Genomic DNA, 15200 nt, shown 5'->3' on the forward strand with positions numbered 1-15200 from the left:
AAAATTAATCTAATCAGGATTTTGATGATTCGGAGATAAAGCTAAGACGAACGCGATCGCCATTTTGTAAATTACCACTGCTACGGACGACAAATTCTTCTTCTGGTTTGAGTCCAGAGAGGATCTCTACTTGAGAATTGGCGCGATCGCCAAGTTTTACTTCACGGGCTGTAACTGTTGCCTGTTCTCCCTCTCGCTTTAAAATGAACATGGTTGCTATATCTGACTCGGAATTATTCTCTTTTATCCCCTCTGAGGTTATTTGAACTGCTGTTTCAGGAACGACAATGTTGCGCTCGCTCTGCTGATTGAAATTAACCCGCGCTAGTAATCCCCTACCAATACGGCGATCGCGGTTGGGAATAGTCACTTCAACAGGAATCAGTCGGGCAGTAGCATCCGCAGCCAAAGATATTTGGGTCACTTCTCCTGTAAAGGTTTGCTCTGGCAAAGCATCTAACCTTACCTGCGCTGTCTGTCCTGTCCGAATCCCTGCTAGTTCTAATTCAGAAATCTGTACCTGTACCTGGATCTGGCTAAAATCTCCTAACCGCAAGACTTCATCACCTGCTTGGGCTAAGTCTCCTGGTTCTAGGACTCGTTCTAATACCGAACCCGTGACGGGAGAAGTCAATACGGTAAATGACTGTCTTTGTTGCTCTTGGGCGACTATTGCTTCCTGTGCAGCGACGCGACGTTGAGCAGCTACTACTGCTGAAGCACGGTTGGCTACCTGCTGTTGGGCAGACTGTAATGTTTGTTTTGCTGTCCCCACCGCAGTTCTATCTAATTCTGCCTCTTGCTCGGAAATCGCACCCTGCTGAAAAAGTTGGCTTGTCCTAGCTGCATCAGACTGCGCCTGTTTTAGTTCTAATTGCGCCTGTTCGACTTGAGCGCGGGCATCATTGACATCTGCTGTTAAACTGGCTACTTCCGATTGCAGAGCAGCAACTTCGGCTTCTGCCTCCACCACCGTAGCTTTGGAGATGGAATCGTCGATTCTCGCTAATACTTGACCCTGCTCTACTCGATCGCCCACATCTGCCGTCACATCCAGCAGTTGCCCTTCAACACGCGATCGCAAAGAAACTTCCCGCACGGGAAAAGTTGTCCCGACATACTCGGTAGCTTCTTCTAGTGAGGCTTGGCGAGCTACTGCTGCATCGACAGTTACGAATTTTTGTTGCTGTTGAGGTCTAGCAGATTCACTTTGGGCATCTCCTGGAGGTAATAAGCCACAACCGCCAGCTAATAGGAGCAATCCAGGTAAAAAAAATAACCAATACGTGGTTGGATTCGGCACCCGATAAGTATATTTAATAGTCAAAAATCTGAGTGACATAATGTTGTTGAAACTGAAGCAGATTGCCATGATTCAATTTCGTCGAGCTTGAATCAAACTATATCAAAATGATACTATTAACGATTATATCAAGAATGTCTGAAAAACTGTTTGTATTGACGGTCACAAAAAATGCTGGAATTAGCCGCTCTTGGTCTACTACTCAAAAAACCTTTACACGGATATCTTCTCAAACAACAGTTAGAAAGGTTTATGAGTGGCTGTATCAGCGTCAACTACGGTGCTATCTATCCTCTATTGAAGCGACTAGAAAAACAGAAATACATTAAAACTCAAGCATTGACAGATGCTGGCTCAAATCGTAAAGTCTATCAAATTACCGAATTAGGGCGCGATCGCTGGCGCGAAAAAATGTTGGCGCATCCTCATGAAAGCTGGGTTAACAGTCGTTCCCGCTTTATCATTAAATTCTTTTTCTTTAGTCAATTAGAACCGACAGAACGAGTTAAACTGATGCAGTCTCGTTTAATGACCTGTCAATTGCGCTTAGAAAATCGCGAATCACAAATTGTTGAGCAAGCCGAGGATCCCTATCGGGCGATCGCTTTGCAACGCCATCTAGCAAATCTCCGCTGTGAAATTGAATGGTTAAAAAAACAAATTCTCAGAGAAGAAAATAATACAATATCCAATAATTTAGGTTGAATTATGATAGCGATTACATAATTTATTTAGTTATCCATGTTTGTTTGAAAGAAGAAAGGCAATATTTAGGAATAAAAACATAATTGACAAGATATATAGGATTAATTTAATATATACTTCTTCAGCGATAAAATAGTCAGGGTTCAGTCTGCCAAATTCCTTAAATTAAGCTTAAATCAAAACTTAAGTAAGGAAACGGGGAAACCATTATTGGGGCTTATTCTTCCGAAAAAGGTAAGAAAGGACATCTCTCAGTCCTAGTCCGTCAGCTAACCTCGTCGGCATTGAGAGGAGATTGAAGAGTAAGCATTTAAACATGATTGCTCTCATCATTTTCCTTAGTTCATAACTGCTCTATACGTTCACACACTGAGGTGGCATAGAAAGATTCTTAGGAATTCTAATGTGTATACCACAGCGATGTTATTTACATAGGAGATCTAGCTCATGTTTGAAATTAAAAGTACGGATAAAACTAAAGCTGTTGAGATTATTGGAATCGCTTTCTAGCTTACCAAGTGACAATAGCAAATAATCATTAAAAGTCCCAAATAATGATACTTATTGCTTATTTATACTCTAATACTTAAATGGTTAAACAGAATTTACTCATAGTTAAACAGGGGAATTATTAACTACTTTCAATCCAAGAACCCTATTGGTTATTTAAGACAGTTAGCGATTCTTAACCTGACTGCTTTTTTTTAAGTATCTTTTTTGATTTGAGTATAAATATTACTGGTTTTTGACAACGCAATAAGTAATTATTAAATATTAATTGGAATTATGGAAATAACCTTGTCTAACCTACCAGCTATAGTGGCAGCAGTTACCTTTACGGCGGTAATTGTTTCTATTTTAACAGAACGATTACATTTAACTGTTGCAGCTTTTCTCGGCGCATTAATTTTAATATTCGCTCATGTCATGACTCTTGGTCAGGCAATTGGCTATATTAACCAGAGTCATGCTACGTTAGCTCTGTTTTTTGGAGTTATGGTCTTAGTGAGAGCTTTTGAGCCAACTAATATTTTTGCTTACTTAGGTACGCAGATGGTGGTAATGGCAAAGGGTGAAGGAAAGCGTTTGGTATTAGCGGTAATTGCTATTACTACACCGATCTGTGCGGTATTGCCCAATGCTACTACAGTAATGTTGCTAGCACCTCTACTTCCGCCCATTGCTCAAGAAATAGGTATAGATTTCGTGCCTTTGCTGATTTTGATGGTTTTTGTGGCTAATAGTGCGGGCTTGTTAACTTTAGTTGGCGATCCTGCTACTTTTATTGTCGGAGATTCGATCAATCTCAGTTTTAACGATTATCTCATGAGGTGTAGTTTAGGTGGGGCAGTTGCTGTAGGTACAATTTTGATTTTAGCTCCTTTTTTGTTTCGTGATATCTGGAACAAGAAACTAGATGACATGAATACTTTGCCCCATCCTAAAATTAATCACCCAAAAGTATTGATGTTGGGTGGATTATTGGTAGCCACAGTTTTACTATTTTTCGTGATTGGTGAAAACTTACCTACTCCTATTCCTCCTGCTTCCGTGGCTTTATTAGGGGCAGCGATAGCTTTATTGCTGGCTAGTCAAAGTAAAATCGATACGGTACATAATATACTTAGAGACGTTGACTGGAGTACTCTGCTATTTTTCATGTCTACCTTCGTCTTGATTGGTGGGTTAGAAAAAACAGGAGTAATTAACAGTATTTCAGGAGTCTTAGCCGTTATTTTAGGTCAAAATATCGCTCTAGGTTCAATTGCCTTGCTATTTTTAGTCGGTTTACTATCTAGCGTTGTTCCCAACATTCCCCTAGTAGTAGCAATGGTGCCTCTACTCAAGCAATATCTAGTGAATGTAGACTTAATTGGGCCGCAATTCCTAGAGCCTGGATTTCAAGGGCAATTTCCGCCAGAAGTTTTACCGTTATTCTACGCCATGATGTTTGGTGCTACTTTAGGTGGGAATGGTACTTTGATGGGTGCATCTTCCAATATTGTGGCAGCTGGGGTAGCAGAAATGCATGGCGGTAATATGTCGTTCAAGACATTTTTAAAGTATGGTATACCCACGATGTTTGCGCAGCTAATAACAGCAGCATTGTTCGTTACGGTTGCTTTTCTTATTTAAGAAGATAACACAGCTAATTTATTCACGGCGATCGCGTAAGTTAAGTATATGCGATCGCTATTTTTTAGCTATGAAAGCTAAACGTAAACTCTATGTTAAATAAATACTGCCATCGAAGATTTAGAAGTAGCATAAAAGCTTGAATTAACAAAATAATTTAATCAAAAAAAATAGGATAAAACAGCTGAAACTAAGACACAATATATGGATAATTGCTTAATAACTAAAAATTAATCATGAGTACTCTGCATATTGTTCCTTATCTTGAAAACGAACAAATGACCCATATGGAATTAAAAATAGATTTAGAGTCAAATACTTTTGCATTATTGGTGACGGAATCAGAGCAACCTGGAACGGTTCTGGTTGAAGCTGGCAACAGTTTTATTCAAGAAGAGTTTTTATCAGAACATTATCGCCATGCCCTCGGTAGAACAATGGATAACAAAGTAATATTTGATGCCGATTATTATTTAAATACAATTATTCCTGACTGTGCGACCTATTTAGGCTGTGAACAAATCAAGCTACCCCAGTAAATTGCTGCCAATCTTTTAGCTGATAACTTCGTAAACGAAATAATAGATGCTATACTGACATATGTCACGCGAAATGGGCGAGTGGCGGAATCGGTAGACGCACCACACTCAAAATGTGGCGAGAAATCGTGAGAGTTCGAGTCTCTCTTCGCCCACTCTTGGTAGATTTTACCTATACTGTCATCTGAATGTGGTTTTATCGCTTATCGCGCTTTAAATGCGATCGCCTGAATAACCAGAAATTATAGCCTTACAAAATTAGCTTAAAACAGTCAGAGCGATCGGCTCGTAGGTAGTAGTTAAAGAATTTCAGCTAGTTGCGATCGCAGTTTGAATAGAGCCGTAAAAAATCCTCCCCAGCCATCTAGACTAAGGAGGATAATTTTTGTTCGTATTTAAAGTTAAAAACTAAACGCCTCTTTTAAGAGAAATTTCCACTTGCTTAAATTCTTGATCTAAACGATTTTTAAGCTTCTCGGGCAAAGGGCGATTACCGTAAGAACTATAGTATCCTGCGATCGCATTTAACGCAGTTTGCATGGTAGTAAATGATCTTAAACCAGCAGTTTCACTGTTACGACGATAGCGAGAAGCATAATCGCTAATTTGTTTACGAGCGAGACTAACAACATCTTTTTTGTTAGTGGCATTATCAGGTAATTCAATCGCCGTTCTTAAGTTACTCAAGACAGCAATAGTATCTTCGCGATAATTTCCTGACAGTCCTGAAGGATTAGAACCACAGCCCATTAAACTAATAGAAACTACTAACACCAGAGCTAGTAGACGAGATAAGTATTTTTTGGCAAACATAAATTTTATCAGTAACGATCCCAGATTGCCCTCATATTATCAAGAAACCGTCCCTGATATTTGGCAAAGTTTAATTCATTATTTCATAATTAATTACGCCTACCTACTTATCTAACTATATTGCTCTGGCTAAAATTAACCAAAGCGACCACTGACATACTGTTGGGTTGCTTCTTCTTGAGGATTTTGGAAAATTTGTTCGGTTGGAGCAAATTCAGCTAAATAACCCTGACGATTTCCGCCAGCTACTTCCGTAACGTTAAAGAAGCCAGTATAGTCTGCCACCCGTGATGCCTGCTGCATATTATGGGTTACGATCACGATGGTATATTTTTCTTTGAGCTGATGAATTAATTCTTCTACTTTCAGAGTCGAGATCGGATCGAGAGCAGAACAGGGTTCATCCATCAAGACAACATCAGGCTGAAGGGCAATGGTTCTAGCAATACAGAGCCTTTGCTGTTGACCACCACTCAAAGCCAAACCGCTTTGTTTAAGCTTGTCTTTTACTTCATCCCAAAGTGCTGCACTACGGAGCGATCGCTCTACTAACTCGTCCATGTTGCCTTTATAACCATTGATTCGAGCGCCAAAGGCAATATTGTCATAAATCGACTTAGGGAAAGGATTAGGTCTTTGGAAAACCATCCCGACTTTACGCCGTACTTGAACAGGATCGATATCTTTGCCGTAAAGGTTTTGATCGTTGTAGGTAATTAGCCCTTCAAGGCGAAAAATAGGGATCAGATCGTTGAGGCGATTGTAACAGCGAATGAGAGTACTTTTACCGCAACCTGATGGGCCAATAAAGGCTGTCACTTTGTTTTTGGGGACATTTAAATAAATGCCTTTTACGGCTAAAAAATCACCATAATACACATTTACATTTTCCGCCTGTAAAACCGTTTCAGTTTTATTAGCAGTTTGTTGATCGTAAATCATAAAACTTTATTTGCTCTGTATAATTTAAAAGTCGATCTGTTCTCTAATATTGCCCTTTCCCTCAATCTTACTGGTCGAGGGTTATAACTATTTTAACTTTTCGTTAAGAAGTTTTTTAAGAAGTTTTTAATTGTCATTGAATCTAAATATCTTAAGCTAAATTTGCCCAAATAAATCTATTTGCCAAGGGAATATTTTATCGCCTCTACTTAGCAAAATGAATGTTTTACAAATAGCTAAATTTTTGATTGATAACAGTCAAAGTATTTAAAGTCTTTACTGAATTTATTGATGTCTAATTTCAATTATTGAAGCTGGAAGGGGAAAATAGACAAAAAGACAGACAAAAGAAAAAGGTTTCGGGAGTCTTGCCGTGTTTCGACCCCAAAACCCTCTTCTATTACACTTACTCCTCACACACAATTAAAGTTTACGAAGAATATCTAGTTTGATGCTAATTTCTCATGCCACTTTCTTAACTGTCATATTATTGAGGGTGAGTAGATCGCATCAATCATAGCTAACTAACCACAGAAGGTTCTTGATCCTTACTGGCAAAGAAAGCCTTGAGAATACTTTCTGCCATTTGAGGACTGCTTAAATCCAAACTTGCTTTAGATTCATCTGGAGTAGCATGATCTACCAGAATATCTGGTACGCCAAAGCGTTTGACGGGTACAAGCACATTATGCTCTTGAAAAGCTTCCAAGACAGCCGAACCAAATCCACCCATCAGGCAACCTTCCTCAAAGGTAACTACCTTGCCAATTTGTTGAGCTAGAGGCACGATCAAATCCGTATCTAAAGGCTTCACAAAACGAGCATTGATCACCGTAGCTTCTATACCGTGTTCACTGAGGATCTCTGCGACTTGTAGTGCAGGATAAACCTGAGTCCCATAACCGACTAGGAGTAGATCATCACCACTGCGTAAAATTTCCCCTTTGCCGATTTCTAGAGCCTCCCAGCCTTCGTCCATCAAGGGTACGCCGACACCATTTCCACGAGGATAGCGCATGGCGATCGCTCCATCTTGATAATTAACACCCGTAACTACCATCCGCTGTAATTCGGCTTCATCTTTGGGAGCCATGATCGCAATATTGGGGATGCAGCGCAGATAAGCAATATCATACATTCCCTGGTGAGTTGGCCCATCAGCACCGACAATTCCTGCTCGATCTAGGCAGAAAAATACGGGTAATTTTTGAATGCAAATATCATGAATAATCTGATCGTAAGCGCGCTGAAGGAAAGTCGAATAAATTGCTGCCACTGGCTTCATCCCTTGACTGGCCATCCCTGCTGCTAAAGTAATCGCGTGCTGTTCGGCAATACCCACATCAATATACTGCTGAGGTAATTTGCTCTGAAGCTTATCCAAGCCTGTCCCTGTTGCCATCGCAGCGGTAATGCCGACGATTTTAGCATCGTTCTGGGCTAGGGTAGTTAAAGTATCAGCAAACACCTTGCAGTATTGGGGCGGTTTAGGCTTAGTAGCAGGAGCAGATTTGCCTGTCGCTAAATTAAAGGGACTTTGGGCATGATAACCCACTTGATCTTTTTCGGCGATCGCATAGCCTTTACCCTTAACCGTTGCCACATGAACTAATACTGGGCCAGGAACTTTATGCGCCTGTTTGAAGGTAGTAATTAACTCTTCTAGATTATGACCGTCAATAGGGCCAAAATATTTAAAGCCCAACTCTTCAATAACTGCCCCCACCTTGGGTACAGCGAGGCGTTTCATTCCTTCTTTAACTCGTTCCATTTCTGGAGTTAAAGATTCGCCAAAGAAAGGTAGTTGTTTGAACTGCTCTTCCAAATTATCTGATAAAAACTGAACGGGGGCTGATAAACGGACTTTATTCAGATAGCGAGAAATTGCCCCGACATTGGGGGAGATAGACATTTCATTATCGTTTAACACCACCATGAGGTTAGTGTTGGGCATATGTCCTGCGTGGTTGATCGCTTCTAAAGCCATCCCGCCAGTTAGCGCCCCATCGCCAATAATCGCTACACATTTGAAATCTTCCCCTCTGGCATCTCGCGCCATCGCCATGCCCAACGCTGCTGAAATACTCGTGGAAGCGTGTCCTGCACCAAAATGGTCGAATTTACTTTCCCCAAGCTTGAGATAACCAGCGACCCCATCTTTCTGACGCAGAGTATTAAACTTGTTATACCTCCCTGTCAGTAACTTGTGAGGATATGCCTGATGTCCCACATCCCAAACAACCTTATCGCGATCCAAATCTAGAGTTTGATAAAGAGCAATAGTCAATTCCACTACTCCTAAACCTGGGCCTAGATGACCGCCACTAGTGGCAACTGTTTGTAAATGCTTTTCTCTTATTTGGCGGGCGACATCCTCTAGCTGTCGGAGAGTTAAACCGTGTAACTGATTAGGATGAGTAATTTCGCTTAAATGCATACTGCCGTATTCTCTAATAACAGATTATTTATGTTTTCTCTAAGATCAATTATCCTACTTTCTCCGTACCCTCAAGAGAAATTAGCTACTTTTCCCGATCGCCTAATGATTTGCTGCTTTTTAGCCAATTCATCTTCATTTAAAGGTCAAACTTGGTAGGTAATACTATTCATAGTAGATTAATTTAGTAATTACCCTCGATAAATATAAAGCTATATCAAGATGTGTAAGCTTACTCCGCGCTGAAGCGACGGAGCTTTAGCACTTCGCTGTCAGTGGAATATTTCTGTAGCCCTGAATCTATCGGACAAGCCAATAAATCCGAACCTCGGAGAAGGCTTACAACCCCTCCAATAATTGACAAGATATAGCTTGCATTTTTATCAGCATCACCATGCCACGCACAACCAATATTAGTACACTTAAATCTCTTTCCGCTTCTCAAGCCCAGGTGCATACAAGCATGGCAAGTTTGAGAGCTATATCTGGGACTAACGGGCAGTATCTCAACTCCTTCTATCAACCCTTTGTACTCAAGAAAAGTACGCAACTGATAGAAAGCCCAAGAGTTAGAACGCCGTCTCTCGGTTTTACTTCTGGGTTGTTGGTTAGTTCGCTCTCTAATGCCACTCAAATCTTCAATAGCCACAATGCTATTAGATTTTTTGGCATCCAGGACTATGGTTTTGCTGATAACATGATTGATATGGCGTTGAAATCTTTTCTCCTTGCCCGACAGCCGTTGCAACAGTTGCCGACATCTACGTCTACTACTGCGTGTGCCTTTGGGCGCTTTCTTTTGGAGATTAGCGCGAAGTTTAGAGTACTTATCTCTAACATTACGTATTTCTCTGCCAGACCATTTCTGATTGTTGGAGGTAACAGCTATATCAGTCCGTCCAAAATCAACACCGATTACGTTATCAGCTTGGATTGGTTTTGGCGCATCATCCTTAATTTGAATATGAATATAGTAGCCACCATCTTTATGCTTACAAAGCTGTGCCGAAGTTGGTTTAGTATCTTTGAGTTTCCCAATTTGGTAGTTGCTAGGAACAAGTGGAATATGCTCTCTTCCTCCAACCAAAGTCAGGCTAATAGCCCAATCCTGCTCTCGAAAAGCAAATATTCGGGCATCATAATCCGCCGAAGTTGGCTTAAATTCCTTGACTGGGCGTTTCTTTTGCTTGGCAGTTTTTCTCGAGGCACCAACTCTCGCGCAAGCCCTCACAGTCAAGTTAGCCGACAAGCTGTATTTTTCTCTAATAGTCTGATAAACCTGAGATTGAATAGTAACTTTGCTAGTTATACCTGGTTTAACGAACTGGTTGGCATAGTTACAAGCAGCAGCAAACATCTCAAGAGTAGTATCAATCTTTTTGACTACTTTTTTAGATGGGTTAAGCTTGCAAACTATAGTTAGGACTTGCTTCATAAGAGATATAATATCACATGTGAACACATGAAAATACGACGCGAGGCTTCAGACCCAAATATTTGGTGATGGATTATGGAGCAATCGCCCAATTAAAGTAGTATTTTAGCTCTAATTAGATTTTAAGACCTTTGCTAGCTAACCACTCTGGATTATAAAGCCGAGATTGATATCTAGCTCCCCCATCACAAAGCACCGTCACAATAGTGTGACCAGGGCCCATTTGTTTGGCTAGAGCGATCGCTGCTGCAACATTAATCCCAACCGAGCCACCCATAAATAAGCCTTCTTTATTTAGTAGCTGATAGAGGATACGAATACATTCTTGATCGTCTATTTGAATGGCATCATCCATTGGCGCACCTTCCATATTACCTGTAATGCGACTGTTACCGATGCCTTCGGTAATGGAACTGCCTTCTGGCTTTATTTCTCCAGTCTTAACGTAGCTATATAAACCGCTACCCAGAGGATCGGCTACTACACAGCGAATATGAGGATTTTGCTCTTTAAGGTACATGGCAACTCCAGCATAAGTGCCTCCTGTCCCTGTAGATGTTACCCAAGCATCAACTTTGCCCTCAGTTTGCGACCAAATTTCTACCGCCGTAGTTTCGTAATGTGCCTGACGATTAGCTAGATTTTCAAACTGATTTGCCCAAATGGCATTATCTAATTCTGCTGCTACTCTGCCCGATACTTTGACGTAGTTGTTAGGATTGCTATAAGGTACTGCGGGAACTAGACGAACTTCTGCACCTAAAGTTTTCAGAGTATCAATTTTTTCTTGAGACTGAGTTTCAGGGATAATAATCAGGCACTTATAACCTTTGGCATTGCAAATATGAGCCAAACCAATACCTGTATTGCCTGCTGTTCCTTCAACAACTGTCCCACCTGGCTTAAGCAGTCCTTTGCGTTCCGCATCTTCAATAATATATAAAGCTGCTCGATCTTTAACAGAGCCACCAGGATTGAGAAATTCTGCTTTACCCAAAATTTCACAGCCTGTCTCATCGCTAAAACTATTAAGGCGGATTAGTGGGGTGTTGCCCACTGTCGCGACAACACCGTTCTTGATATCCATACTCATCAAAATTAAATAAATCGACTCTCTAGTATTTTAGATTACCTGAATTTTGATTCTGGTTGAATTATTCGTTGACGGTTTCGTGATGTCCTTCGGCAATTAGTTTTGGTTTGACGTAAAGGTTTTCCAGCAGTACACCCATTCCCGCTACCCAAGGCGGAACTATTAAAGCGCCAATAATACCCAACACCTGTGCGCCTCCCAGCACCGCTAGCAATTGATAAAGAGGCGGAACTTTAACCGAGTTACCTACTAATAGAGGATCTAGCACGTAGGTTTCCAGATTCTGCACAATTATAAATAGCAGCAGCACCCAAATAAAGGTGATTCCACCCTGAGCAGTTGCCACAATCAAGGCGGGAACTGCCCCTAAAATTGGGCCAAAAAAGGGAATCAGGTTCGTAAATCCTGCAATCACTCCTAAACCCAAAGCTAATTCTGACAAGCCTAAAAACCTTAAGCTGATACTAATAACTATGCCTAAGATAGCCGATACTAAAATCCTCCCCTGAATATAGCCGCCCATTCTGCTACCGACTGGCTCAATTTGCATCGCCAAGCGTTTATTCCAAGGTTTAGGAAAGAGATTGATAATATCTGCTAGTAGTTGCTTAGAACCCGACAGCATATAGGCTGATAGCAACAATGCGAGCAAGGCACTCAAAACGCCACCAATAATGCCCCTAGTCAGGCTAAAAGAGCGTACCACTAACTGTTGACTAGAACGAATTGCCCAGGCGGTTAATCCCTGAACATCTAACAACTGGTTAATAATATCGGGTGCGCCTGTTTCGTTGATGCCAAAACGGAAAATAAATTCCCCTAACAGCGACTGCAACGCCTCTAGATAGATAGGAAACTTACCAATTAAGATCTCAATCTGCTGTACCACTGTTGGCCCTACAATCAATCCAAACCCCGTCAAGGTAGCAATTAAGCCTGCATAGACTAATAAGACGGCTAAAAATCGAGGAGTTCCCAAATTTTGAGTCATGTTGACTATCGGCGACAAGGTAGCAGCAAGCACTACTGAAATCATCAAGACAACTATCAAACTCCTTAATTGCCATAAAAGAATTAGGAGTAAAGGTAGAGTAATTAATAAAACTAGATTGGTGATGGAGAGAGAAATCTGTCTATTGTTCATGTAGTCTTAGCGATCGCGAATTGGGAAAAATATGATTGCACGTTCCGCTAACTATTAAATTAACAACTGCTGAGATATTTTTGGCACAATAACGAATTCGCGATCGCTCTCAATCCAAAAAAAGGCGCTCAAAGGCGATCGCCTTCCACTTCAATTATTCAATCTACATCTAAGCTATCAGTAGCAGGGGATCGATCTGTTTTTTCACTTTGGCTATCTCTGACCAAAAAGTCGGGACTTTCAGCGATCGGCCGAATACCATCTTCTTCAAAAGTATCTGCTATCTCAATCTCTCCACTAGCGATCGGGCGAATGCCATCTTCTTCAAATGTTTTGTGATCTTGTTGTTTATTCATAATCAAAGATTTTAAGCTGCTATAGATAGGGTAATAGCAACATATCTGTTAATTTTACATAGCGAATCTAACTAAGGTATTAATCATATTTTATCTTTGTCGATGATTATTAGTTATAAATTAATCTAGCAGAATTATCAGTTTTTATTAATAATATTAAAGGCTCGTTAATGAATAAAGTATGGGCAATATTTAAGTAATAAATTTATTGTTCAAATCTACTATCAAGCTTTTGTATCTTGACATATGACTTATAATAAATGGTTAAATTTGTTAACTAAAATGCAGGTTTGTCATGAATAGCGCCGAGAAAAACATATCTGATTTTTACAATACTGTTGGTTGGGAATCAAAAGAAGAAGTATACGAAGATACCAAAAGATTTGAAGATTTAAGAGAATTGGCTCAAGAATATAACGACAAATGCCGACTTAGAGTAGCCAGGCATATTCCTGCTCAGGGAGATAAAATGCTTGATATGGCATCTGGGCCGATTCCCTACAAGGAATACCTAGATTATTCCCAAAATTTTCAGCAACGGTATTGTGTGGACTTATCGGCAAAAGCTTTAGCAGATGCGAAAAAAAAGATTGGTGACAAGGGTGTATTTTTGCATGGTAGTTTTTTTGAGCTTGAACTAGAAGAAAATCTTTTCGATTGTGCGATTAGTCTTCACACTATTTATCATATGGATAAAGAAAAGCAAGAAGAAGCAATCAGAAAGCTAATGACAGTAACTAAACCAGGTCAACCAGTAATTATTGTTTATCGAAATCCTCATACCTTAATTGAATATTTCGTGTCGCCACTGCGGAAGCTGAAGCAAGCATGGAAAAAGTTGAGTAGTAACACCACTAATGAAACTCCACTATATGCCTTTGCTTATCCAATTAACTGGTGGGAAAGGTTTCGTGATGAAGCCGAGGTGGAGATTCTGCCTTGGCGTTCATTTTATGCGCCACATCAAAAAATCTTGATCCCCAACAATCAGCTGGGGTCGAAAATATTTACTCTTCTATACAATCTTGAGGAAAAATTTCCCAATTTCTTTGTTAAACATTTTCAGTATCCGATGATTATCCTCAGAAAAAAAGATAATACTTTAACGTAAAGTGAGTCGTCATCAACAAAATCAACGATTAAGAGAACTCGCCCAGGTATTTTTGCGCCTGGGCGCGATCGCCTTTGGAGGCCCTGCTGCTCACATTGCCATGATGGATGATGAGGTGGTCAAACGTCGGCGGTGGCTGAGTCGAGAGGATTTACTAGATTTAATTGGGATAACTAATTTACTTCCTGGCCCTAACTCCACAGAATTAGCGATTCATATTGGCTATGAACGAGCGGGATGGGCTGGTTTATTGGTAGCGGGAAGTTGCTTTATTTTACCTGCCATGATTTTGGTCTGGTTGTTGGCAATAGTTTATGTCCGCTATCAAACTGTACCCCAAGTAGAATGGTTGCTTTACGGAATTAAACCAGTGATTATGGCGATCGTGCTTCAGGCATTATGGAAGCTGGGTAAAAAAGCCGCCAAAGATACGCCGACTACAGTTGCGGGAATTATGGCGATCGCTGCTTATTTTGCTGGACTTAACGAAATTTTGTTGTTGCTCCTCATCGGAATTGTCGTGATGCTAATTAAAAACTGGCAAAATGGCGAGCGCACAACTAACGGTTTATATTTATTGCCATTGTCAGAAATGCTGGCATTAGGATTAGGAGGAGCGACAACCGCCGTCTCAATTGGCTGGGTCAGTGTCTTTTGGTTTTTTCTCAAAATTGGCAGTATTCTCTATGGCAGTGGTTATGTATTACTTGTATTTTTGCAACGGGATTTAGTCGAACGCAATCATTGGCTAACCTCTCAACAACTTTTAGATGCTGTGGCAATCGGACAGGTTACACCAGGCCCTGTATTAACTACCGCCACTTTTGTGGGCTATCTGCTGGCAGGGAACGCAGGAGCGATCGCGGGAACATTAGGTATATTTTTGCCTGCTTTTGTGCTGGTGGGGATAGTCAATCCTTGGGTGAGGACATTACGTCAATCTCCTTGGACTGGAGGATTTTTAGATGGTGTCAATGCTGCATCCTTGGGATTGATGGTAGGAGTTACTTATACTTTAGGACGTGCTGCAATTGTAGACTGGTTGACTATAATAGTGGCAGTTTTCAGTGCGATCGCCGTATTTCAATTTAAAATCAATTCTGCTTGGTTAGTAATTGCGGGAGGAGCGATCGCGGTTATTTTACATTTATTGGGCTGGATTAGTTAACAAAATTACTAACTTTTG

General features: G+C 40.6%; 13 protein-coding genes and 1 tRNA gene. 6 read left to right on the top strand and 8 right to left on the bottom strand.

Features of this window, described 5'->3' with window-relative positions; all coding sequences use genetic code 11:
• Positions 1-13: 13 nt before the first annotated feature.
• The gene (locus KME09_24200; protein ID MBW4537040.1) at positions 14-1342 is read right to left on the bottom strand and encodes an efflux RND transporter periplasmic adaptor subunit; all 1329 of its coding nucleotides are present in this window, start codon (positions 1340-1342) and stop codon (positions 14-16) included.
• A 132-nt stretch (positions 1343-1474) separates the two neighbouring features.
• Between KME09_24200 and KME09_24205 the strand changes: the two genes are divergently transcribed.
• From KME09_24205 to KME09_24220, 4 genes are all read left to right on the top strand, one after another.
• The gene (locus tag KME09_24205) at positions 1475-2008 is read left to right on the top strand and encodes a PadR family transcriptional regulator (GenBank protein ID MBW4537041.1); all 534 of its coding nucleotides are present in this window, start codon (positions 1475-1477) and stop codon (positions 2006-2008) included.
• A gap of 786 nt (positions 2009-2794) precedes the next feature.
• Positions 2795-4144, top strand: a complete 1350-nt coding sequence (locus KME09_24210) for a transporter (GenBank protein MBW4537042.1) — start codon at positions 2795-2797, stop codon at positions 4142-4144.
• 236 nt (positions 4145-4380) lie between these two features.
• A complete protein-coding gene (locus KME09_24215) occupies positions 4381-4683 on the top strand; it encodes a hypothetical protein (GenBank protein ID MBW4537043.1) in 303 nt (100 codons plus the stop codon).
• A gap of 75 nt (positions 4684-4758) precedes the next feature.
• Positions 4759-4838: transfer RNA gene (locus KME09_24220), tRNA-Leu, on the top strand.
• Between the two features lie 253 nt (positions 4839-5091).
• Here the strand turns inward: KME09_24220 and psb27 are convergent.
• The 7 genes from psb27 to KME09_24255 form a co-directional block, all read right to left on the bottom strand.
• The gene (gene psb27 / locus KME09_24225; GenBank protein ID MBW4537044.1) at positions 5092-5496 is read right to left on the bottom strand and encodes a photosystem II protein Psb27; all 405 of its coding nucleotides are present in this window, start codon (positions 5494-5496) and stop codon (positions 5092-5094) included.
• 135 nt (positions 5497-5631) lie between these two features.
• A complete protein-coding gene (gene pstB / locus KME09_24230; protein ID MBW4537045.1) occupies positions 5632-6438 on the bottom strand; it encodes a phosphate ABC transporter ATP-binding protein in 807 nt (268 codons plus the stop codon).
• 520 nt (positions 6439-6958) lie between these two features.
• Positions 6959-8875 carry a 1-deoxy-D-xylulose-5-phosphate synthase gene (dxs, locus tag KME09_24235; GenBank protein MBW4537046.1) on the bottom strand — a complete coding sequence of 639 codons (1917 nt, stop codon included), beginning with the start codon at positions 8873-8875 and terminating at the stop codon, positions 6959-6961.
• 232 nt (positions 8876-9107) lie between these two features.
• Positions 9108-10310, bottom strand: a complete 1203-nt coding sequence (locus KME09_24240) for a transposase (GenBank protein MBW4537047.1) — start codon at positions 10308-10310, stop codon at positions 9108-9110.
• 115 nt (positions 10311-10425) lie between these two features.
• On the bottom strand, positions 10426-11397 hold the full coding sequence (locus tag KME09_24245; GenBank protein MBW4537048.1) for a cysteine synthase A: 972 nt from the start codon (positions 11395-11397) through the stop codon (positions 10426-10428).
• A 67-nt stretch (positions 11398-11464) separates the two neighbouring features.
• The gene (locus KME09_24250) at positions 11465-12547 is read right to left on the bottom strand and encodes an AI-2E family transporter (GenBank protein MBW4537049.1); all 1083 of its coding nucleotides are present in this window, start codon (positions 12545-12547) and stop codon (positions 11465-11467) included.
• Between the two features lie 158 nt (positions 12548-12705).
• Complete coding sequence (locus tag KME09_24255) at positions 12706-12903, bottom strand: hypothetical protein (protein MBW4537050.1); 198 nt, start codon at positions 12901-12903, stop codon at positions 12706-12708.
• A 295-nt stretch (positions 12904-13198) separates the two neighbouring features.
• Here KME09_24255 and KME09_24260 point away from each other — a divergent pair, with 295 nt between their 5' ends.
• Together KME09_24260 and KME09_24265 are read left to right on the top strand one after the other, a co-directional pair.
• Positions 13199-14014, top strand: a complete 816-nt coding sequence (locus tag KME09_24260) for a class I SAM-dependent methyltransferase (protein MBW4537051.1) — start codon at positions 13199-13201, stop codon at positions 14012-14014.
• A 1-nt stretch (position 14015) separates the two neighbouring features.
• The gene (locus tag KME09_24265; GenBank protein MBW4537052.1) at positions 14016-15182 is read left to right on the top strand and encodes a chromate transporter; all 1167 of its coding nucleotides are present in this window, start codon (positions 14016-14018) and stop codon (positions 15180-15182) included.
• The last annotated feature ends 18 nt before the right edge of the window (positions 15183-15200 follow it).

The organism is Pleurocapsa minor HA4230-MV1 (genome assembly GCA_019359095.1).
Lineage (GTDB): Bacteria > Cyanobacteriota > Cyanobacteriia > Cyanobacteriales > Xenococcaceae > Waterburya > Waterburya minor.

Bases quoted from the DNA above. Each gene is read 5' to 3' on its own strand.
- KME09_24200 (MBW4537040.1), bottom strand. From the start codon at position 1,342: ATGTCACTCAGATTTTTGACTATTAAATATACTTATCGGGTGCCGAAT.
- KME09_24205 (MBW4537041.1), top strand. From the start codon at position 1,475: ATGCTGGAATTAGCCGCTCTTGGTCTACTACTCAAAAAACCTTTACAC.
- KME09_24210 (MBW4537042.1), top strand. From the start codon at position 2,795: ATGGAAATAACCTTGTCTAACCTACCAGCTATAGTGGCAGCAGTTACC.
- KME09_24215 (MBW4537043.1), top strand. From the start codon at position 4,381: ATGAGTACTCTGCATATTGTTCCTTATCTTGAAAACGAACAAATGACC.
- psb27 (MBW4537044.1), bottom strand. From the start codon at position 5,496: ATGTTTGCCAAAAAATACTTATCTCGTCTACTAGCTCTGGTGTTAGTA.
- pstB (MBW4537045.1), bottom strand. From the start codon at position 6,438: ATGATTTACGATCAACAAACTGCTAATAAAACTGAAACGGTTTTACAG.
- dxs (MBW4537046.1), bottom strand. From the start codon at position 8,875: ATGCATTTAAGCGAAATTACTCATCCTAATCAGTTACACGGTTTAACT.
- KME09_24240 (MBW4537047.1), bottom strand. From the start codon at position 10,310: ATGAAGCAAGTCCTAACTATAGTTTGCAAGCTTAACCCATCTAAAAAA.
- KME09_24245 (MBW4537048.1), bottom strand. From the start codon at position 11,397: ATGGATATCAAGAACGGTGTTGTCGCGACAGTGGGCAACACCCCACTA.
- KME09_24250 (MBW4537049.1), bottom strand. From the start codon at position 12,547: ATGAACAATAGACAGATTTCTCTCTCCATCACCAATCTAGTTTTATTA.
- KME09_24255 (MBW4537050.1), bottom strand. From the start codon at position 12,903: ATGAATAAACAACAAGATCACAAAACATTTGAAGAAGATGGCATTCGC.
- KME09_24260 (MBW4537051.1), top strand. From the start codon at position 13,199: ATGAATAGCGCCGAGAAAAACATATCTGATTTTTACAATACTGTTGGT.